Here is a 21,885-nt window from a genome sequence, read left to right on the forward strand (position 1 = left end):
ATCGCGGGCGGCGATGTCGGCCGCGGCGGATAGCGTGGGAACATGCCCGCACAGCCCGCCCCGACCCCTGCGCAGGCAGCCGTGATCGGCGCCCCGGAGACGGCGGTCGGCACCGTGATCGGCGCACCGGGCACGGGAAAGACGCACGCGCTCGTGGAGCGGGTCGCCGCGCTCGTCGACGGCGGTCTCGCCCCGGAGCAGGTGCTCGCGCTGACTCCGAACAGACAGGCGGCCACGGCCCTGCGCGACCGGATCGGCGTCCGCGTGCGCGTCGCGACGCCGGGCCCGCTCGCCCGATCGCTGGGCTCGTTCGCGTTCCAACTGGTCCGCGGCACCATGGTGCACGCGGGGCAGGAACCGCCGGCGCTGCTCACCGGTGCCGACCAGGATCGCATCATCGCGGATCTGCTCTCCGGCGATGCGGAGGACGAGGCCGAGGGGATCCGCAGCCGCTGGCCGGAGAGCCTGCCGGCGGCGGTGCGCTCGTCGAGAGCGTTCCGCTCCGAACTGCGCGCCTTCCTCGCCGAATGCACCGAGCTCGGCGTCACCCCGGCGGAGCTGGGGCGATCGGAGCGCCCGGCCTGGCGTGCCGTCGGATCCTTTGCACAGTCCTATCGGCGGGTGCTGGATCGCGCCCGCGCCGCGCACCGCGACGCCGCGGATCTGCTCGCGGAGGCCGCCGCCATCCTGCACACCGCCGCACAGGAGATGCTGGGCCCGCTCGGACGTCTGCGGGTCGTGCTCATCGACGACGCGCAGGAGCTGACCGCCGGCGGCGTGACGCTGGTCGAAGCTCTGCGCGCTCGCGGCATCGCGGTGCTGGCGTTCGGGGATCCGGACATCTCCTCGGGGGCGTTCCGCGGCGCCGGCCCCGAGCTGTTCGCGCGCCTCGCTGCGATGCTCGGCGACGTGCACGTGCTGGACGAGTCGCATCGGCAGGATCCGCCGCTCACCGCGCTGACCCGCACCGTGGTTCAGACGATCGGCGCGTCGGGACGGATCGAGCACCGCCGCGCGCCGGGAGCGGCAGAGGATGGCGCGCCGAGTGACGCCGTGCAGGCGTTCATCGCGCCGTCGCCGCACGAGGAGCACGACCTCATCGCACGCACGCTGCGCGAATGGCACCTGCTGCAGGGCATCGGGTGGGAGCGCATGGCCGTGATCGCCCACGACACCCGCCAGGTGGCGGCCCTGGAGGCCGAGCTCGCCGCCCGCGAGGTGCCCACCCGCGCGGCCGGCGTGCAGCGCCCGCTCGGCAGCGAGACCATCGTGCGCGACATCGTCGGGATCGTGCGGCTCGCGCTCACCGAGCCGACGGAGCGGGATCCGCAACTGCTCGCCGAGGCGCTGCGCACGCCGTTCGGCGGGCTGGACGGCGTGGGGCTGCGCCGGCTCCGGGCGCGGCTGCGTCACCTCGAACTGGAAGCCGGCGGGTCCGCACCCGCACGGCTGCTGCTGCGTGACGGTCTCGCGGAGCCCGCGCGGTTCGCGAGGATCGACACGGCCGAAGCGCGTACCGCGGACCGGTTCGGCACCGTGCTGCACGAGGTGCGCGAAGCCCGGCTGCGCGGCGAGACGATCCACGAGCTGCTCTGGCGGGTGTGGGACTCCTGCCGCGCCCCCGACGGCCGACGCCTCGCGCTCGCGTGGCAGGAGGCCGCGGGCTCTCCTTCCGGTGCCGAAACCGCGCGCGCCCTGGACGCCCTGGTCGCGCTGTTCGACGCGGCCAAGCGCTCGGTGGAGCGCGCGCCGGAGAAGGGCCCCGAGGCGTTCATCCACGACATCCTCGACAGCGAGGTGCCGGAGGACTCCCTCTCCGCCCCGGAGCGCCCCGCCACGGTCACTCTGATGACGCCGGCCACCGCCCTCGGCACGGAGTTCGATGCCGTCGTGATCGCCGGCCTGCAGGACGGGGTGTGGCCGAACGTCCGGCTGCGCGGCGGGCTGCTGGAGACCTGGCGGCTCGGCGAGGCGGTCGCCGCGGCGCGCTCCGGTGAGCCGGAGCACGAGCACTCCACACTCGACCGGCGTCGTGCGGCGCTGCATGACGAGCTGCGTCTGTTCGTGCGGGCGCTCTCCCGCGCTCGCCACCGGCTGCTGGTGACCGCGGTCGACGACGACGATCAGAGTCCGAGCGCGTTCTTCGGCTTCCTGCCGGATCCGCTGCCCGCCCAGGAGCGGCATGCGCATCCGCTGACCCTCCGAGGCCTCGTCGCCCAGCACCGCAGGGTGCTCACGACCTCGCCGGATCCGGCTGCGCGGTCCGAGGCGGCCGGGCAGCTGCGACTGCTGGCCGAGGCGGACGTGCCGGGAGCGGATCCGGATGAGTGGTTCGGCGTGCGAGGGCCGTCCGATGAGCGTCCGCTGCGGGATCTGGAGACCGGATCGGTGTCCGTCTCGCCGTCACGGCTCGAGGCGTTCGAGGAGTGCGGGGTCAACTGGGCCGTGGCCGCGCTCGGGGGAGACACCATGGCTCCGCCTTCGGCGGGCATCGGCACGATCGTGCACGCGGCGATGGAGTACGTGCCCGACGGCGACCTCGAGGCCATGCGGCGCATCCTCGAGGAGCGCTGGGGCGAGCTCGACTTCGAAACGCCGTGGATCGATGCCAAGGAGCGCCGCAGAGCGGACCTGTACCTGCAGCGCCTGCACGACTACCTGACCGAGGTGCAGCGCGAGGGAGGCCGAGTGATCGCCTCCGAAGGCGGATTCCGCTTCGCCGTCGACCTCGCCGCCGAGCCGACCGCGCACCCCATCGATCCCGAGGAGCCGGCGCAGCAGGCGATCGTCAGCGGCTACATCGACCGCGTCGAGGCGTATCCGGCGGGTTCCGGTGAGCACGAGGCCGCGCGCGGGCGCACCTGGAGCACGATGGCGGACGGCGCCGGGGGAGAGCGCGTGGTGGTGGTGGATCTGAAGACGGGCAAGTACGAGCCCGGCACGGAGGCGCTCGTGACCGAGCACGCGCAGCTGGCCGCGTATCAGCTCGCAGTCGAACAGGGTCAGGTCGAGGATGCGGATCCGGCCGCGCTCGCCGGTGCTCGCCTCGTCCTCGTCGCGCAGACCATCGGGCAGAGCCCCTACCGCGTGGCGCACCAGCATCGGCTGGGCGACGAGGCGCGCGCCGCGTTCCTGCAGCGCGTCGCCGAGGCGGGCCGCGGCATGGCCGCGTCGAGCTTCACGGCGCAGGTCGAAGCGCACTGCGCCGACACGCAGGTGCGGATCAGCCCTTGTCGCATCCACACCATCCCGGCGGTGAGCGCATGAGCGGCGCGGGCGGGCCGGCCGTCGCAGGCCCCGCCGTGGTCAGCGACGGCGCGATCGAGGACGGCTGGGGCCCCGGCCACGGCATCGCCGCCACCGACATCTCCGCTGCCCTCGGCCTGCCTACGCCGACCCTGGCGCAGCAGCGCGTGATCGAGGCGCCTCCGACTCCGGCGCTCGTCGTGGCCGGCGCCGGCAGCGGCAAGACCGAGACCATGTCGGGCCGCGTGGTCTGGCTCGTCGCGAACGGTCACGTCGAGCGCGACGAGATCCTCGGGCTCACGTTCACCCGCAAGGCCGCCGGCGAGCTCGCGGAGCGCATCGCGCTGCGGCTCGACCGCATCGACGAGTACGGACGCAGGGGCCTGCTGCCGCATCTTGCGGAGATCGTGCGCACCGGCGCGCTCGACCGGGTGGGGGCGGCGACCAGTCCCGCGCAGCGCGCCGCCGTGCAGCGCGAGGTGCTGGACGAGCTCGCGATACGGTTCGGCACCGGGTGGGATCCGACGGCCCCCCGCGCTGCGGAGGATCTCATCATCCGGCCTCGCGTGTCGACGTACAACGCCTTCGCGGACGGCATCGTGCGCGAGCACGCGGCGCACATCGGCCGTGACCCCGATGCGGCGATGCTCAGCCAGTCGGCGTCATGGCTCATCGCCCGCTCTGTCGTGCTGCGTGCTGAGTTGGATGGCCTCGACGAGGTGGACCGCTCGTTGAACGGCGTGATCGATGCCGTGCAACGTCTCGCGGGGGACGTGCTCGATCATCGGGTCGACCTGGATGCGATGGTCCGCATCGCCGCTCGGACTGCCTCCGACTTCGAGCCCTATCGCGGCAACGCCGATGTGGCCAAGGCCGTGGACAACCTCCGCACGATGCCGATCCTCGTGGATCTGGTGCGCGAGTACATCGCGGAGAAGGGACGCCGCGGCGTGCTCGACTTCGCCGACCAGGTCGGCGGTGCGTTCGACATCGTGCAGGCGTCGCCCGAGGTGCGTGCCGAGCTGCGCGCGCAACACCGCGTGGTGCTGCTGGACGAGTATCAGGACACGTCCGTGATCCAGACGCGGTTCCTCGCCGCGCTGTTCCGCGACGGTGCCGTGATGGCGGTCGGTGATCCGCACCAGTCCATCTACGGATGGCGCGGTGCGAGCGCGGACAACCTCTACGCCTTCGGACGCACGTTCGCCGAGGAGCGGACCGCCGAGACCTACAGCCTGATGACGAGTTGGCGCAACGACGAGCGGATCCTCGATGTCGCGAACCGCCTGCTGCTGCCGCTGCAGCGCCCGGGCCTGGACGTACCGGCTCTCGAGCCGCGGCCCGGATCCGGCACGGGACGGGTGCAGGTGCGGTACGGCGAGACGGCGGACGACGAGGCCGAGGCGGTCGCGACCTGGTTCGCCGAGCGCCGGGCCGCGCACGACGAGGCACAGGAGGGGCGCACGCAGGATGCCCGCCCGCACACCGGCGCGATCCTGTTCCGGTCCAAGCGGCACATGCAGACCTTCGCGGGCGCCCTCGCCGCACAGGGCATCCCGCACCGGATTCTCGGTCTCGGCGGACTGCTGGCGACGCCGGAGGTGGTGGACGTGGTCTCGGCGCTGCGGGTGATCCACGATCCGACGGCGGGATCCGCGCTGATCCGGCTGCTCGTCGGCCCGCGCTTCGCGATCGGCGTCGCGGACATGGCGGCGCTGTACGACCTGGCGCGCGAACTCGCGGTGCGAGACGGCGCGCTCGCTCCGCTGACGGACGAGCTGAAGCAGCGGCTGCGCTCCTCGCGCGGCGCCGACGAGGCCGTGTCGATCGTCGATGCGGTCGATTTCGTGCGCACCGCCCGCGACGACTACCGGCTGATCGAGCGGATCAGCCCTGCCGGCCGCGCGCGGCTGCGCGCGGCGGGAGAGATGCTGGAGCGACTGCGCCGGGCGGCAGGGCAGCCGATCCTCGAGCTGATCCGCGCGATCGAGTCCGAGCTGCGCTTGGACATCGAGCTCGCCGTGAACGAGACCCGGGGGCCTGCGAGGGTCGCCGCGACGCAGCTGCGCGCGTTCGGCGACGAGGTGCGCGCGTTCCTCGTCGCTGACGACCGTGGCACGATCTCGAGCCTGCTCGCCTGGCTCGACAAGGCCGAGATGACGGACGAGCTCATGCCCCGCACCGAGCCGCCGGAACCGGGCGTGGTGCAGCTGCTCACGATCCATGGCTCGAAGGGGCTGGAGTGGGACGCGGTGGCCGTTGTCCGCCTCGTGGAGGACGAGCTGCCGGGCCGGATCGCCGATGCGCAGGGCTGGTTCGGCTTCGGCGTCGTACCTTTCGCGCTGCGCGGCGACAGCGATGCGCTGCCGCGGTTCGCCTGGGATCCGCAGGCCGCCAGGGACGTCGCCGGCGACGATCCCCGCAAGCGCGAGAAGGCGGCTCTCGACTCGCTCGCCGCGGGCATCACCAAGGCCTACCCGCACGGCGGTGCGCTGCGCCGGTTCAAGGACGACTATCGCGACTACCAGCGCGCCGAGGAACGACGGCTGGCGTACGTCGCCGTCACGCGGGCGCGCACGGATCTGCTGCTGACCGGCTCGCACTGGTCCGGGCAGAAGAACATGCGCAAGCCGAGTCCCTACCTGCTCGAGGCGATCGAGGAGCTCGGACTCGATCCGCTGCCCGAACCGCAGTCGGAGGACAACCCGTACGAGGGGGCGGCACGCACGAGCGTGTGGCCGATGGATCCACTCGGCGGACGCCGGGAACGGGTCGCAGGCGCCGCCGAGGAGGTGCGCCGGGCGATGGCCGATGCGACCGCACCGGCGCCGAGCGCGGAGCTCTCACGGCTGCTCGCCGAGCGGGCGGCGCGGCAGCGCGGCACGATCGCGGACGCGCCCACGCGCGTGCCGGCCTCGCGCTTCAAGGACTACGTCACCGACTACGGCGGCACGATCCGTGCGATCGCCCGTCCCATGCCGGAGCGCCCCTACCGGCAGACCCGGCTCGGCACGCTCTTCCACGCCTGGGTCGAGCACCGCTCCGGATCCGTGGGCGTCGGCACATCGCTGGATGATGCGCTGTGGGATCTGGACGACGACCAGCTCTCCCTGGCCGGCGGCGGTGCAGCCGCGGCAGAGGGCGATGCGGGGGACGAGATCGCCCGCGCGGACGCCGAGGACCTTGCACGACTGCGGGAGATCTTCGAGCGCAGCGAGTGGGCGCCACTCCGGCCGATCGCCGTGGAGACGGAGATCGATTTCGCTCTGCCCGTCGGCGACGGCGAGCCCGCGCGCATCGTGATCTGCAAGCTCGACGCCGTCTACCGGCGCGAGGATCGCGGCGGGCGCATCGAGATCGTGGATTGGAAGACCGGCCGACCGCCCGCGACGGCGGCCGAGCGCGAGGAGCGCATGCTGCAGCTCGCGCTGTACCGGCTCGCCTACCATCGCCGGTTCGGGGTGCCACTGGACGAGATCGACGTCGCGCTGTTCTACGTCGCTGACGACCTCGTGCTGCGGGGCGACACCGTCTACTCGGAGGAGGCGCTGGTCCAGCGCTGGAATGCGGCCCGCGCCGCGCGGTGAGCCTCGGCGACGTCGGAGTCGGAGCCGGCGATGCCGCCCTCGCTGGGCAGCAGCGTGCCGGGCCGCTCCGGGCTGTCTTCATCGTCCCGGTCCGCGGATCCCTGCGGGCTGGTGCCGCTGGGGCCGAACGACGCGCGCAGATCACCGAGATCCTCGGTCGCGTTCGGATCCAGATGCTCGATCGAGCCCGCCGCGGTCAGGTCCTCCCGGGCTCCGTCGTGGGGCGCCGCATCCTCCTCGGGCGCCTGGGATGCGCCTTCGTCGTCCTCGTCCGTGCGCGCGGCACCGCGTGGCCCGAACGCGGAGGTGTCGTCCATCGAGATCCCCGCGAACGCGCTCGCGTCGTAGGTGTCGGTCTGCATGGAGGTGTCGATGCGGGTCGCGCCGGTCGCCGGCACCCGGTCCAGGGCGGACATCGCCTCGTCCACGCCGGCGCCGGCACCCGCGCGCGGGGCCAGGTCGTCATGGATCCCGTCGGCGAGAGCGTCCAGGAGCTGTGCCGCGTCGTCGACGATGTCGGCGCGATGCGTGTCGTGCCCGTGCAGCAGCCAGCGCGCGAGCTCGAGCTCGGCAAGCAGTCGGGCGCGCGTGGCGAGGCCGGCATCGGGAGCGCGCAGCGTGGCGGACGCATAGGCGTCCAGCACATCGGAACGCGCATCGGCGGCCAGGGTCAGCCAGGCGAGGTCCACGGCGGGGTCGCCGATCGACAGCGCATGCCATCCCACGATCCCGGTGACCCGTGGGCCGCGCTCGTCGTCATCCGCGAACACGAATGACTCCGCATGAGCGCCGCCCAGGGTGACGGCGGACTCGAAGCGCCACAGATCGTCGGCGTCGACCGCCTCGCGCCAGCGCACCGTGAGGCGAGCCGAGACGCGGCCGGTGGCTGCGGCGCGATCGATGAGCAGGCGCACCTCGTCGCGCGCCTCGGCGGCCGTCCGCTCCGCAAGACCCGCGCTGCGGACGACCGACGCGGGAAGGGCGTGCACCCCGGCGATGGCCTTGCCGATCGCGACGGCGGCGCCGGGGCCGGCCGGCACATCGGCGGCGTCGATCTGGAAACCGGGCAGCAGCGTCGTGACCAGCGCGCGCGTGTCCCCGACCCGGCCGTCGCCGAGGTGCTCGGGGGCGGCGAAGCGCAGCATCGAGCGGGCCCCGGCGGTGAGGGCGCGCAGCGCCAGGCTCTCCTTGGCGAGTTCGGAGGCCGTCTCGTCGTCGTTCGACGCGCGGATCACGACCTCCGTGCCGTCGGCCAGCGTCGCCACGGCGGAGTCGAATCGGCCGTCGCCGCCGGATGACAGGGCCCGTGCGCCGACGACATCGGCTCCGGGCACCGCCGCCGTGACCGCCGCGGCTAGAGTGAAGGGTGAGCGAGCCATGTCACCAGGGTAGGTCGAGCCTCGTCCGCACAGGGCCCGCCACGCCTGTGAGAAGGGGAGTCGAGACCGTGCCGGAGACCGTCCCCGAACCGAACGCCGATGACACCGTGGTCCTGGACGCCGCCGTCCTGGATGGCGTGGTCGCCGAGGGCGCAGTGCTCGACGGAGCCGCCCCCGAGGGCGCAGCAGCCGACAAAGGTGCCCCCGAGCGTGCGGCACTCGACAAGGGTGCGCAGTGGCGCGACGACCCGCAGACGATCACCCGTCTCCGCGCCGATCCCCGCACCGGAGTGCTCGTCGTGCGTGAGCGCCGCGTGCCCCTGGACGACGGCCTCATCCTCCTCTCCGCCGGTGACCCCGTCCTCGCTCGTACGCGGGAATGGGCTCTCTTGGGACGTCGTGCCGACGGATCCGGTCTGCTTCTCGCACTGCAGGATCCGGAAGATGACACGGACGCGGACGGATCCTGGGCGCCGCGTTGGAGCGACCTGCGGGACGCTCTCCCCGTGGTCGACGAGGTCGACGCGGAACTGGTCGTCTCCGCCATCGCCCTGGCCGGATGGCTGCATGACGCCGGATTCTGCCCCGCCTGCGGCAGCGCGGCCGAGCTGAGGCAGAGCGGCTGGTCCCGGCACTGCCCCTCGTGCGGGCGGGAGCACTTCCCCCGTACGGACCCCGCCGTGATCGTGGCCGTGCAGAGCGCCGACGGCGAACGCCTGCTCCTCGGCGCCAATGCGCAGTGGAAGGGCCGCTTCTACTCCTGCTTCGCGGGCTTCGTCGAGGCGGGGGAGTCACTCGAGACCACGGTGCACCGCGAGCTGTTCGAAGAGGCGGGCGTGCGCGTCCGCGACGTGGAGTACTTCTCCTCTCAGCCGTGGCCGTTCCCCCGCTCGCTCATGGTCGGGTTCCACGCCACCGCCGTGGACGAGGAGGGAGTGCAGGGCGACGGCGAGGAGATCATCGACGTGCGCTGGCTCACCCGCGCGGAGGTCGGATCCGCTCTCGAGGGGAACGGACCCGTGGGACTGCCCGGCGCGGCATCGATCGCGCACCGTCTCATCGTCGACTGGCTTCGGCGGTGAGCGCGCTCGACGGCCTCGACGAACGCCAGCGGGAAGCCGCGTCCGTGCTGCGCGGACCGGTCGCCGTGCTCGCAGGTGCGGGCACCGGTAAGACCCGGGTGATCACGCACCGCATCGCGCACGGCGTCGAGACAGGCGCCTATACGCCGTCACGCGTCATGGCCGTGACGTTCACCGCGAAAGCGGCGGGGGAGCTGCGCGGCCGACTGCGCGCGCTCAACGTGCAGGGCGTCGCCGCACGCACGTTCCACGCCGCCGCCCTCTCTCAGCTCGGCTTCTTCTGGCCGCAACTGGCAGGAGCCCCCGCCCCCGCGATCGTGGACAACAAGGTGCGCCTGCTGGCCCAGGCCGCGGACATGCTGCGCCTCCGGCCCGACACCGCCACGCTGCGCGATCTGGCCTCCGCGATCGAGTGGCGCAAGGTCTCCATGCTGTCCATCGAAGAGGCGGCGCGGCGCGGACGGTCCGTCGGGCGGTTCGACGAGAACCAGGTGGCCGAGCTCTCCCGCGCCTACGAGACGCTCAAGGATGACCGGCATCAGCTCGACTTCGAGGACGTGCTGCTCGCGTGCGCGGGCATGCTCGAGGCGGAACCCCGGGTCGCCGCCGCGGTGCACGAGCAGTACCGGCACTTCACGGTCGATGAGTTCCAGGACGTCTCCCCGCTGCAGCACCGTCTGCTCGAGCTGTGGGTCGGCGACCGCGGGGACCTTTGCGTGGTCGGTGACGCCTCGCAGACCATCTACTCCTTCGCGGGCGCCGACCAGCATTACCTGCTCGACTTCGAGCGCCGTCACGCCGATGCGACGGTGGTGCGGCTGGAGACCAACTACCGCTCCGCGGCCGGGGTGCTCGGTGTGGCCAACGCGCTCATGAAGGGACGTCCCGGGGCGCTCGAGCTCGTGCCGGCCGCGGCCCCCGAATCCGAGGAGCCGCCGGCGATCCCCGTGCATGACCCGGTCGTGGTGGCGTTCGACGACGACGCGGAGGAGGCTCGCGGGGTCGCTGCGGCGATCGCCGCGCGCATCGCCGAGGGGGTGTCACCCGAGGAGATCGCGGTGCTCTACCGTGCCCACTCGCAATCCGGGGCGCTTCTGCAGGCGCTCGCCGCGGCCGGGGTCGCGGCCACGGTGCTGGGAGGGAAGCGCTTCTTCGACCTGCCGGAGGTGCGTCAGGCCGTGCAGGGCCTGCGCGCCGCCGCTGTCGCGCCGCAGCAGCACTCGTTCCTCGGCGCCGTGCGCGACGTGCTGCGCGGCCTCGGCTACACGGACGATCCGCCCGAGGCTGGCGGAGCACTGCGCGACGCCTGGGAGGCCCGCCGCGCCGTGCTGCGCCTCGCCGAGGACGCTCCGGCCGGCACCACCATGCGCAGCTTCGCGGACGACCTCTTCGCCCGGGCCAAGGATCAGCACGAGCCGGTGCTGCGGACCGTGACCCTGTCCACGCTGCACGCCGCGAAGGGCCTGGAATGGCCGCACGTGTATCTCGTGGGCTGCTCGGAGGGTCTGCTGCCGATCTCGTACGCGACGGGCTTCGACGCGATCGACGAGGAGCGCCGGCTCGCGTACGTCGGAGTCACGCGGGCCGCGCGAGCGCTGACGATGACGTGGTCGCGGGATGCGGATCGCGCAGGGCGGCGCCCGTCTCGCTTCCTTGCGGAGATCGGCAGAGGCAGTCTGCGTGAAATTCCACCGTCCGCGATGATCGGCGCCCGTCGCGGGTGATCCGCATCAGCCGGCCCGAGCCGTCGCGTACGGCCTGGGATCGCGTGCTGAGCAGGTCGGCGATCGCCTCCGCGGCGGACGCGATCCCGCCGAGCGGGACCCGGCCCGGATCCCGCTCGAGCAGCTGGACATGCAGGGCCGCCCAGGACGGATCCCGTTCGCGGTCGTGCGAGTCGCGGCAGGAAAGGCACGGGGTCCGCCCTGGCACCACGAGGGGTCCGACGGTCGATCCGCCGGCATCGAAGGCCAACGGCAGGTGCGGCAGATCGTCTGCCAGCATCGCCGCGGCGTCGCGCGCGGCTACGGCCCCGTGCCGGACGACCACCGCGACCGTGTCCGTGTCGTCCACGACATCGACGCCGGCATCCGCGAGCGCCTCCTCGAGGCGGAGCAGCGTGCGGGCCCCGACCACGGGCGACGGCGCCAGCCGTGTCGCGGCCCGGGGGACCACCTCGACGAGCACCGGCTCCAGCTGGGCGTGCAGTCTTCGGGCGGCGGGCAGCGGCGCGCCGACTCCGTGGGCGACGACCTCGAACGCGCGGGCGGGGATCCCGTGCGCGAGCTCCTGCAGCATGCGGGGGATCCACGGCGCTTCCACGTGCAGTGTCAGCGCCGGGTCGGCGCCGAGCTGCACGGTGTCGGCGTCGCGCCAGAGCACGGGGTGCGCCGGATCGAGTCGGATCGTGGACATGCCCCGATCATGACCGGTCCACGACCTTGCCTGGAGGCCGGATGCGCGATCGGTGGAGAACTCGGTCAGACCGGCTTCTCGTCGGACCCATCGCCGGAGCCGTCCGGTTCGCCCGATCCGTCATCCTCGGAACCGTTCACGGCCCCGGGATCATCCGACTTCTCCGGATCGCCGAAGTCCTCGCCGTTCAGCAGCCGCTCGAGCGCCTCGTCCATCTCGTCGGGCGCGGGCTGCTCGCCCCGTGCGCGCGACTGCAGCCGCGCCACGAGCGCGGCCGGATCATCGATGTCGGACGCATCCGGCATCAGGTCGGGATAGTCCCACAGCGCGTCGCGGGCCTCCACGCCGACCGCCTCGGTGACGGCCCGCCACATCGCGGCGGCCTCGCGCAGCCGGCGCGGCCGGATCTTCAGCCCGACCAGGGCGCCCAGCGCGTCCTCTGCGGGGCCTCCCGCCGCGCGACGGCGGCGGGCCGCCTCGGCGATCCGAACGCTGTCGGGCAGCCGCGAGGTGGCCTGGGTGGTGACCACGTCGACCCAGCCGTCGATGGTGGCGATGAGGTTCTCCAGCCGCTCCAGCGCCTCTCGCTGTGCATCCGACAGCTCTGGCAGCAGCGCCCCGCCCTCGATCGCCTCGCGGAGCTCCTCGGGGTTCGACGGATCGAGCCGGCCGGCGACGTCCTCGAGCTTGTCGACGTCGACCGTCACGCCCTTCGCGAACTCGGTGATCTGCGTCATCACGTGCAGGTGCAGCCAGCGCGCGTGCCGGTACAGCCGGGCGTACGCGATCTCCCGGGCCGCCAGGTACAGCGCGATCTGATCCTCCGGGATCTCCAGCCCTTCGCCGAATGCAGCGAGGTTCTGCGGGATGACAGCCGCGGTGCCGGCCGGCAGCACGGGGATGCCCACGTCGCCGCCGGAGACCACCTCGAGCGACAGGTTGCCCAGCACCTGACCGAACTGCATCGCGAACACCGAGCTGCCGATGCCGCGCATCAGGCGCCCTGCGCCCTGAACCATGCCCTGCATCTCTTCGGGGGTCTGGCCCTCGAGCGCGCTCATCAGCGCGTCGGCGATGCTCGTGGACACCGGGGCGGCGACCTCCTTCCATACCGGAAGGGTCTGCTCGACCCACTCGCCGCGCGTGAGGGCGCGCGGGGCGGAGCCGAGCTCGGAGATCGTGGTCGCCTCGCCGACCCAGAGATCCGCGAGGGCGAAGGCGTCGGCGATCGACGCGCGGGAGCCCGTGTCGATGCCCTGACCATCACGGTTGGCGATGTGCAGCGCCTGCCGCAGCGTGGTCTCCCACGGGTCGCCGTTCATGGCGCCCTGCATCTGCTGCATCATCTGCTGCATCATCGCGGGGTCGAGGTTCAGCCCCTGCATGCCCTGCAGGGCGCTCAGGTCGAAGTCATCCGCCGACCCGCCGAGCATACGGCGGAGGAACTGCAGGAAGTCGTCGGAGTTCGGGTCGTTCTCAGCCATCGGGAGCCCTCTCAGCACGTGTATAGCCCGTGCTGACTACGCTAGTTGCACCACCACAGGATGCGCCGGGAACGGACCGCTCCGCTGTACGCCGCTCGCGAACGAGCATCAGACCCCCGGCCTGGAGGCCCTGTGACGATCAGTCCCGCGCCGAGCGATCCCGAGCAGACCGGGCGCGGAGGATCCGACGCGGGAGCGACGCGCGGGCGGCGGCGTGCACCCCGGGGCACCCGGATCGGGCTGATCGCGTTCATCGTGTCGCTCGTCGCGCTGCTGGTGCTGACCTTCCTCCCGCTGCCGTATGTCATCGAGCAGCCGGGACCGGTCTTCAACACTCTTGGCGAGGTCAAGGACGCGAAGGGCAAGTCCGTGCGGCTGATCTCCGTCACGGGCGCCGACACCCATCCCACCCAGGGTGCGCTGGATCTCACCACCGTGCAGGTCGTGGGCAACCGGGAGAACCCGCCGTCGTGGATGCAGCTCGTGCTGGCCTGGTTCGACCCGTCCAAGGCCGTGGTGCCGGTCGACGCCGTCTTCCCGCAGGGCGTCACCACGACGCAGCGCGATCAGGCGAACCAGCTGATGATGGTCGACTCGCAGCAGGAGGCCACCGCCGCAGCCCTGCGTGAACTCGGCCACGACGTGCCGGTCACGATCCAGGTCGCCTCGGTCACCGACGACGGCGCCGCGCACGGGATCCTGAAGGCGGGAGATGCGGTCATCGCCGTCAACGGCGCGAATCCGTCGGACACGGACGCGGTCCGGGCGGAGATCCAGCAGTCGGCGGGATCTCCTGTCACGCTCACGATCGAACGCGATGGCACGAGGCAGGACGTCTCGGTCACCCCGAAGAAGCAGGTCCAGAGCGGAAGCAGCCGCTGGCTGCTCGGCATCACGCTGCAGCAGAAGTACGACTTCCCGATCGATGTGAAGCTGCAGCTGGACAACGTCGGCGGTCCGAGCGCCGGCATGATGTTCGCGCTGGGCATCATCGACACGCTCACCCCCGGGGCCCTCAACGGCGGCAAGCAGGTCGCAGGCACCGGCACGATCACCGCGGACGGCACGGTCGGCCCGATCGGCGGCATCCGGCAGAAGCTCTACGGTGCGCGCGCGGCCGGCGCGGACTACTTCCTCGCGCCGGGGTCCAACTGCGACGAGGTCTACGGCCATGTCCCCTCCGGGCTGACGGTGGTGCGCACCGACACCCTGGAGCAGTCGCTCGATGCGCTCAAGGTCATCGCCGACGGGGGAGACGTCGCCGCGCTGCCCACGTGCACGGCGGCAGACCTGAAGAAGTAGCCCGCGCGTTCGCGACGGGCGAAGCCGGGGCGCCCGCGGCTCGGGATCTCGACAAAGCGCCGACCTAGGATGGGACGGTGACCACCTCACCCGCACCGGCCGCGCCCCGTACTGCCCGACGCATCGTCCTCGCGACGGTGGTGATCCTCGCCGTGCTCATCGCCGCGTTCTTCGTGTTCGCATCGATGTACACCGATTTCCTCTGGTACGACCAGCTGAACTTCGCCGGCGTGCTCACCACCCGCTGGATCGCGACTGCGACGATGTTCGTCGTCGGCTTCCTCGGCATGGCGGTGCCGATGTTCATCGCCATCCAGCTGGCCTACCGGATGCGGCCCGTCTACGTGCGGCTGAGCTCGCAGCTGGACCGGTACCAGGAGGTCGTCGAGCCGCTGCGTCGCCTGGCGATGTGGGGGATGCCGGTCTTCTTCGGCCTGTTCGCCGGCTTCGCCGCCGCGGGGCAGTGGGAGACCGTGTGGCAGTGGGCCAACGGCACCGCGACGGGCCAGAAGGACGCCCAGTTCCACCTGGACACCGGCTTCTACCTGTTCGACCTGCCCTTCTACGAGGCGCTGCTCGGCTTCATCTCCGCGGTGCTGATCCTGTCGCTGCTGGTGTCGGCGCTCGTGCTGTACCTGTACGGCTCGGTGCGGATCGGCCAGGGGGAGCTGCGCATCTCCAAGGCGGCCCGTGTGCAGCTGGCCGTGATCGCCGGCGTCTACCTGCTGACCCAGGCGGTGAGCCTGTGGATGGACCGTTACAAGACGCTCACCACCACTGAGGACAAGATCACGGGTGCGGCCTTCACCGGCGTCAACGCGGTGATCCCCGGTCTGTCGATCCTCGCGATCATCGCCGCGCTCGTGGCCGTGCTTTTCTTCGTCACCGCGGTGATCGGGCACTGGCGCTTCCCGCTGGCGGCGACCGCGCTGCTCATCGTGGCGGCCCTCGTGCTCGGCATCGCCTATCCGTGGGCGGTGAACACCTTCCAGGTGAAGCCGAACCAGAACCAGCTGCAGGCGCAGTACTACGAGCGCAACCTGACCGCCACCAAGGCGGCCTACGGGATCAACGGCGTGGAGACCACCCCGTTCAAGGCGCAGACCACGGCCGAGTCGGGGCAGCTGCGCAGCGACGCCGACACGACGGCGTCGATCCGCATCATGGATCCGAATGTGATCGGGCCGACGTTCCAGCAGCTCGAGCAGTACCGGAGCTATTACAAGTTCCCGTCGAAGCTCGACGTCGACCGCTACACGATCGACGGCAAGACCCAGGATGCGGTGGTCGCCGTCCGCGAGATCGACACGGACCGCATCGGCAGCCCGACGTGGAACAACAACACCCTCGTCTACACGCACGGCTACGGCCTCGTCGCCGCCGCCGGCAACAAGCGCACCGACGACGGGGAGCCGGTCTTCCTGGAGCGGGGCATCCCGACCTCGGGCACGCTGACCGACGCCCAGAAGTTCGAGCCGCGAGTGTACTTCGGCGAGAACTCGCCGGCCTATTCGATCGTGGGAGCGCCGAAGGGCACCGCGCCGGTCGAGATCGACTATCCGCGCGGCAAGGACTCCAGCGAGAACCAGACGAAGACGACGTTCACGGGTGACGGCGGACCGCGGGTCGGCAACTTCTTCACGAAGCTGCTGTACGCGCTGAAGTTCCAGTCCGAGCAGATCCTGTTCTCGGAGAGCGTGAACGAGGACTCCCAGATCCTCTACGACCGTGCACCGAAGGATCGAGTGCAGAAGGCGGCGCCGTACCTGACGCTGGACAGCGACCCGTACCCGAGCATCGTGGACGGCCGGATCGTGTGGATCGTGGACGGCTACACCACGAGCTCGAGCTACCCGTACTCGACCACCGTCAACCTGCCCAAGGCGATCAGCGACTCGGTCAACACCCAGCCCGGCTTCGTGACGGACGACATCAACTACATCCGCAACTCGGTCAAGGCCACCGTCGACGCCTACGACGGCAAGGTCACCCTGTACGCGTGGGATCCGACCGACCCGGTGCTGAAGACCTGGCAGAAGATCTATCCGTCCACGCTCAAGCCGATCAGCGACATGTCGGCGCAGCTCATGAGCCACGTGCGTTACCCCACCGACCTGTTCAAGGTGCAGCGCGCGATGCTCGGCACCTATCACGTCAACGACGCGGCCTCGTTCGCCCGGCAGGACAACCTCTGGGAGACCCCGAACGACCCGCAGAGCGATTCGGCCAACCCCGAGCTGCAGCCTCCGTACTACCTGACCATGAAGATGCCCGGGCAGGAGCAGTCCCAGTTCTCCATGTACACGAGCTTCATCCCCGCGTCGCAGGGATCGAACAGCCGGAACGTGCTGATGGGCTATCTGTCCGTCGACGCGGATGCCGGTTCGACCGCGGGGAAGAAATCGGATTCCTACGGCAAGCTGCGCATGCTGGAGATCGACGCCGACACCACGGTGCCGGGCCCCGGCCAGGTGCAGAACTCGTTCGACTCGGATCCGACCGTGGGCCAGCAGCTCAACCTGCTCAAGCAGGGGCAGTCGAAGGTGACCCACGGCAACCTGCTGACGCTGCCCGTCGGCGGCGGGTTCCTGTACGTGCAGCCGGTCTTCGTGCAGTCGTCCGGTGGCACCCAGGTGCCGCGTCTGCAGAAGATCCTCGTCGCCTTCGGCGACAAGATCGCCTTCGCCGACACGCTCACCGAGGCGCTGGACCAGCTGTTCGGCGGCGACTCGGGCGCCGCGGGCGGTGACAACAACATCACGCCCACTCCGACGCCGACCCCCGGGACGGGGACCGGCACCACGCCGCCCACCGGCGACGCGGCGTTCCAGTCCGCCCTGGCGGACGCGAAGGCGGCGATGGTCGCGCGCGACGCCGCGCTGAAGGCGGGGAACCTCTCGGAGTTCGCCGTGCAGGACCAGAAGCTCACCGACGCCGTGAACCGGCTGATCGAGCTCGAGGGGAGCGGCAGCACCACCACGAAGTAGCGCTCGATTCGCGCACTGCCGATTCCCGTGTTAGGCTATTCCTTGTGCCGCGGGGTGGAGCAGTTCGGTAGCTCGCCGGGCTCATAACCCGGAGGTCGCAGGTTCAAATCCTGTCCCCGCAACAAGAGAAGGCCCCCTGATCAGGGAAATCTGATCAGGGGGCCTTCGTCATGCGGCGATCGTGAGTCGTTCCGAGGGCCGCGATCCGGTGCCCAGGCGATCCGCATGCCGGTATCGGAATATCGTGCGAGGGCCGCGCCTTACCCTCCTTGTGAATCTTTACGAACCCGCCGTCTTCGGCGCCCTGCAGCTGTCCAACCGCGTGGTCATGGCCCCGCTCACCCGCACTCGTGCCCGGGCGGATGGCGTGGCGACGGCGACCATGGAGGAGTACTACCGGCAGCGGTCCGGGCAGGGGCTCATCCTGACCGAGGGCACCTGGCCGTCCGCGGAGGGCAAGTCGTATCCGGGGCAGCCGGGCATCGTGACTCCCGAGCAGATCGACGGCTGGCGGCGGATCGCCGATGCCGTGCACGCGGCAGGCGGCACGATCGTCATGCAGCTCATGCATGGCGGCCGGATCTCCCATCCCGACATCTCGGGCGAACCGCGCGTGGTCGGCCCCAGTGCGCTCGCCGCGCCGGGGGAGACGCACACCCCTCACGGCAAGGCCGAGCTGCCGGTCGCGCACGCGCTGACCGAGGAGGAGATCACCGAGGTGATCGCCCAGTTCGCCGACGCGGCCCGCAACGCGATCGCTGCCGGGATGGATGGGGTGGAGGTGCACGGTGCGAACGGCTATCTGGTGCATCAGTTCCTCTCACCGGCGTCCAACACCCGTGAGGACCGCTACGGCGGCTCTGCCGAGAACCGAGCACGCTTCGCCGTCGAGGTCACGCGCGCCGTCGCCGACGCCGTGGGCGTCGAGCGGACCGGGATCCGGCTGTCGCCGCAGCACAACATCCAGGGGGTGCTGGAGCAGGACGACGCCGACGCCTGGGCCGTGTACACGGCGGTCGCCCAGGGCCTCGCGCCCCTGGACCTGGCCTTCATCGACGTCCTCTACGCGCAGCCCACGGCGGAGATCGTGCAGCACATCCGTCGCGCGGCGGGCGCGCCGCTCATCGTCAACTCCGGATTCACCGCCGTGACCGTCAAAGAGGAGGCGGAGATGCTCGTGGCCGAGGAATGGGCGGATGCGGTGGCCGTCGGTCGGCCCGTCATCGCCAACCCCGACCTGGCGACACGGTGGGCGCAGGACGCCGGGCTCAATGCGCCGCGACCGGAGCTGTTCTACGGCGCCACGGCGGAGGGCTACATCGACTACCCGGCGCTCGAACCCATCGCGTGACAGTGTCCGGAGGGCGGCGCCGCGGGTGCCGTCCTCCGAGGCCGCTCAGTGCGCGCGCACCTGCGCGACCGCCGCCTCCTTGTCGATCATGTTCATGACCTCCCCGATCGTGTTCACGAGCGGGGCGGGCACGATTACGAGCGTGTTCTTGTCGACGCCGATCTCCACCAGCGTCTGCAGGGTCCGCAGCTGGAGCGCGAGCGGGTGCGACATCATCGTGTCGGATGCGGTGCCTAGCTGGGCGGCGGCGAGCGCCTCGCCCTCGGCGGCGATGATCTTCGCCCTCTTCTCGCGCTCGGCCTCGGCCTGCTTCGCCATCGCGCGCTTCATCGAGTCGGGCAGCAGGATGTCCTTCAGCTCGACGAGCGTCACCTCCACGCCCCAGTCCACCGTGGTGACGTCGAGGATCTCGCGGATGTTCACGTTCAGCGCCGCTGTGTCGGAGAGGGTCTCGTCGAGGTGGTGCTGGCCGACGACCTTGCGCAGTGTGGTCTGCGCGATCTGGTCGATCGCGGAGCGCACGTTCTCGATCGCGATCACCGACTTCACCGGATCGACCACCCGGTAGTACGCCACGGCTGAGACGCCCACCGTCACGTTGTCCTTGGTGATGATGCCCTGCGACTGGATCGGCAGTGTGACGATCCGCAGCGGAACCTTGATCATGACGTCGACGATCGGGAAGATGAACCGGATCCCCGGCTCGCGCAGGTTGTGCAGGCGCCCGAACCGCAGCACCACACCGCGTTCGTACTGCCGCACGATGCGCGCGGACATGAAGAACACGATGACCGCGAGGATCACGACGACGATGAGGACGACGAGCGGGGTCATGGGAACCGCCTCCTCCGGCCCCGGTGACGTGCCGCGGGCCAGTGCCTCCATTGTCCTCCTGCCCGTGGCGCGCATCGCCGGTTCGGGTCACTTCGGGTGGGCGTTCTGTCCATGCCTCGAGGTGAGCGATGATGGAGCGATGACCGCCGTCACCGTCTCCGTCGCCGTGTGCCAGTTCGCGCCTGTCGCCGACCGTGCGGCGAACCGGGAGAAGATCGGCGACCTCGTCGCGCAGGCCGCCGGACGCGGGGTGCGGCTGATCGTGCTGCCGGAGTACTCCAGCTATTTCGTGGATTCGCTCGACGAGAGCCTCGCCGCGAACGCGGAGGAGCTGGACGACGCGTTCACCGGTCGGCTGCGGCAGCTCGCGGACCGGCACGGGGTCGTAATCGTCGCGGGTCTGGTCGAGCGGGCAGGTGCAGGACGGATCCGCAACGCCCTCGTCGCGGTGGACCGGACGGGGCTGCTCGCCGTCTACCGCAAGCAGCATCTGTACGACGCGTTCGGTCAGTCGGAGTCGCGCTGGATCGAGGCGGGCGAGCTCGGCGATGCCGCGACCTTCACCGTCGACGGGATGACATTCGGGCTGATGACCTGTTACGACCTGCGTTTCCCCGAGGTCGCCCGCACCCTCGTCGACGCGGGCGCCGAGGCGCTCGTGGTGCCTGCGGAGTGGGTGCGCGGCCCGCTCAAGGAGCACCACTGGAACACGCTGCTGGCGGCGCGCGCGATCGAGAGCACCGCCTACGTCGTCGCGGCCGATCACCCGACGCCGGTCGGCGTGGGGCATTCGGCCGTGATCGATCCGCAGGGCGTCACGGTCGCCGGGGTCGGCACGGGGGAGGGGATCGCCGTCGCCGACCTGGACGCGGCGCTCGTCGCCCGCACCCGCGAGATCAACCCGGTGCTGCGGCTGCGCCGCTACCGGGTCGTGCCGCGCTGACCCCGTTCACACTCCCGCGCGAAGTCCCGCCAGGCGCTCTGCGGCCTCCGCGATCACCTCGGGGCGCTTGCATGCGGCGAAGCGCACCAGGCCGCGGTAGTCCTCCCGGTGCTCGGGGCGCACGAACGCGGTGAGCGGGATCGCCGCGACGCCGATCCGCTCCGGCAGCGCCCGGCAGAAGGCGTCAGCGTCCGCCCCTCCGATCGCGGAGGCGTCGGCGACCGTGAAGTAGCCGCCGTCCGGGCGGTGCACCTCGAAGCCGGCCGCACTCAGGCCCTCCGCGAGGAGATCGTGCTTCGCGCGCAGCTGCTCCGCCGCGCCCGTGAAGAACGCGTCGGGCAGGCGCAGGCCCGCGGCCACCGCCGGCTGGAACGGCCCGCCGTTGACGTACGTGAGGAACTGCTTGACGCTGAGCACCGCGGTGATGAGCTCGGCGGGGCCGTGGATCCAGCCGATCTTCCACCCGGTCACCGAGAACGTCTTGCCCGCCGAGGAGATCGTGAGGGTCCGTTCGGCCGCGCCGGGCAGGGTCGCGATCGGCACGTGCGGACCGGCGAAGGCGAGGTGCTCGTACACCTCGTCCGTGACGATGATCGCGTCGTGCTGGTGCGCTAGGCGCACGATCTCGGTCCGCACGGCGTCGCTCAGCACGGCCCCCGTGGGATTGTGCGGGTCGTTCACGAGGATCACCCGGCAGCGATCCGTGATCGCCGCCGCGAGCTCGTCCGGATCCGGCTGGAAGTCGGGCAGGCGCAGCGGCACGGTGCGCAGCGTGGCGCCGCTGAGCGCCGCGATCGCCGCATACGAGTCGTAGAACGGCTCGAACACCACGATCTCGTCCTCGGGGCCGTCCACGAGCGCGAGGAGGGACGCGGCGATGGCCTCGGTGGCACCGGCGGTGACGAAGATCTCGCGGTCCGGATCGACGTCCAGGCCGTAGAAGCGCCGCTGATGCTCGGCGATCGCCTGCAGCAGATCCGGCACACCGCGCCCGGGCGGGTACTGGTTCGCGCCGGCGAGGATCGCCGCGCGGGCGGTCTCGAGGACCTCGGCCGGTCCGTCCTCGTCGGGGAACCCCTGTCCGAGGTTGATCGCCCCGGTACGGCCCGCGAGCGCGGAGATCTCGGCGAAGATGGTAGGGGCGACCTCACCGGCTGCGGAGAGCAGACCGGCGCCGGCCGCCGTGCGGCGCCAGGCGCCGGGCAGGATTCCCATGCCGCCCAGGGTAACGCCATAGCGGAATCTCCCAGCCGGCATAAGAAAAACACAGAAACG

General features: G+C 71.2%; 12 protein-coding genes and 1 tRNA gene. 9 read left to right on the forward strand and 4 right to left on the reverse strand.

What is annotated here, in order from left to right; translation table 11 throughout:
* The first annotated feature begins 42 nt into the window (after nucleotides 1-42).
* Entirely contained in the window at nucleotides 43-3,267 is a 3,225-nt protein-coding gene (locus AC1DMN_RS02555; protein WP_477229406.1) for an ATP-dependent helicase, read from the forward strand.
* The gene (locus tag AC1DMN_RS02560; RefSeq protein ID WP_477229405.1) at nucleotides 3,264-6,833 is read left to right on the forward strand and encodes a UvrD-helicase domain-containing protein; all 3,570 of its coding nucleotides are present in this window, start codon (nucleotides 3,264-3,266) and stop codon (nucleotides 6,831-6,833) included. Before AC1DMN_RS02555 ends, AC1DMN_RS02560 begins: the two co-directional genes overlap by 4 nt.
* Here AC1DMN_RS02560 and AC1DMN_RS02565 read toward each other — a convergent pair.
* Nucleotides 6,779-8,212 (reverse strand): phosphotransferase, encoded by a 1,434-nt coding sequence (locus AC1DMN_RS02565; protein ID WP_477229404.1) that lies wholly within the window; start codon nucleotides 8,210-8,212, stop codon nucleotides 6,779-6,781. The genes AC1DMN_RS02560 and AC1DMN_RS02565 overlap by 55 nt on opposite strands.
* 68 nt (nucleotides 8,213-8,280) lie before the next feature.
* On the opposite strand from AC1DMN_RS02565, the gene nudC reads away from it, so the two are divergent.
* A complete protein-coding gene (gene nudC / locus AC1DMN_RS02570; protein WP_477229403.1) occupies nucleotides 8,281-9,294 on the forward strand; it encodes an NAD(+) diphosphatase in 1,014 nt (337 codons plus the stop codon).
* Nucleotides 9,291-11,018 carry an ATP-dependent helicase gene (locus AC1DMN_RS02575; RefSeq protein WP_441976216.1) on the forward strand — a complete coding sequence of 576 codons (1,728 nt, stop codon included), beginning with the start codon at nucleotides 9,291-9,293 and terminating at the stop codon, nucleotides 11,016-11,018. Before nudC ends, AC1DMN_RS02575 begins: the two co-directional genes overlap by 4 nt.
* A 756-nt stretch (nucleotides 11,019-11,774) precedes the next feature.
* Here the strand turns inward: AC1DMN_RS02575 and AC1DMN_RS02580 are convergent.
* Nucleotides 11,775-13,193: a zinc-dependent metalloprotease gene (locus AC1DMN_RS02580; RefSeq protein ID WP_441976215.1), complete on the reverse strand. Its 1,419-nt coding sequence runs from the start codon at nucleotides 13,191-13,193 to the stop codon at nucleotides 11,775-11,777.
* 234 nt (nucleotides 13,194-13,427) lie between these two features.
* Here AC1DMN_RS02580 and AC1DMN_RS02585 point away from each other — a divergent pair, with 234 nt between their 5' ends.
* The 4 genes from AC1DMN_RS02585 to AC1DMN_RS02600 all read left to right on the forward strand — a co-directional run bounded on the left by AC1DMN_RS02585 (nucleotide 13,428) and on the right by AC1DMN_RS02600 (nucleotide 18,833).
* Complete coding sequence (locus AC1DMN_RS02585; RefSeq protein WP_477229701.1) at nucleotides 13,428-14,495, forward strand: YlbL family protein; 1,068 nt, start codon at nucleotides 13,428-13,430, stop codon at nucleotides 14,493-14,495.
* Nucleotides 14,496-14,572: 77 nt separating this feature from the next.
* Nucleotides 14,573-17,482 carry a UPF0182 family membrane protein gene (locus AC1DMN_RS02590; RefSeq protein ID WP_440734514.1) on the forward strand — a complete coding sequence of 970 codons (2,910 nt, stop codon included), beginning with the start codon at nucleotides 14,573-14,575 and terminating at the stop codon, nucleotides 17,480-17,482.
* 48 nt (nucleotides 17,483-17,530) lie between these two features.
* A tRNA-Met gene (locus AC1DMN_RS02595) sits at nucleotides 17,531-17,604 on the forward strand.
* Nucleotides 17,605-17,753: 149 nt separating this feature from the next.
* The gene (locus AC1DMN_RS02600; protein WP_477229402.1) at nucleotides 17,754-18,833 is read left to right on the forward strand and encodes an alkene reductase; all 1,080 of its coding nucleotides are present in this window, start codon (nucleotides 17,754-17,756) and stop codon (nucleotides 18,831-18,833) included.
* A 45-nt stretch (nucleotides 18,834-18,878) separates the two neighbouring features.
* Here the strand turns inward: AC1DMN_RS02600 and AC1DMN_RS02605 are convergent, their stop codons facing one another.
* The gene (locus AC1DMN_RS02605) at nucleotides 18,879-19,667 is read right to left on the reverse strand and encodes a slipin family protein (protein WP_477229401.1); all 789 of its coding nucleotides are present in this window, start codon (nucleotides 19,665-19,667) and stop codon (nucleotides 18,879-18,881) included.
* 139 nt (nucleotides 19,668-19,806) lie between these two features.
* On the opposite strand from AC1DMN_RS02605, the gene AC1DMN_RS02610 reads away from it, so the two are divergent.
* Nucleotides 19,807-20,610, forward strand: a complete 804-nt coding sequence (locus AC1DMN_RS02610; RefSeq protein WP_477229400.1) for a carbon-nitrogen hydrolase family protein — start codon at nucleotides 19,807-19,809, stop codon at nucleotides 20,608-20,610.
* Nucleotides 20,611-20,616: 6 nt separating this feature from the next.
* Here the strand turns inward: AC1DMN_RS02610 and AC1DMN_RS02615 are convergent, their stop codons facing one another.
* Entirely contained in the window at nucleotides 20,617-21,825 is a 1,209-nt protein-coding gene (locus tag AC1DMN_RS02615; protein WP_477229399.1) for an aminotransferase class I/II-fold pyridoxal phosphate-dependent enzyme, read from the reverse strand.
* Nucleotides 21,826-21,885: the final 60 nt, after the last annotated feature.

This window comes from Microbacterium sp. 01T413_2 (genome assembly GCF_056398985.1).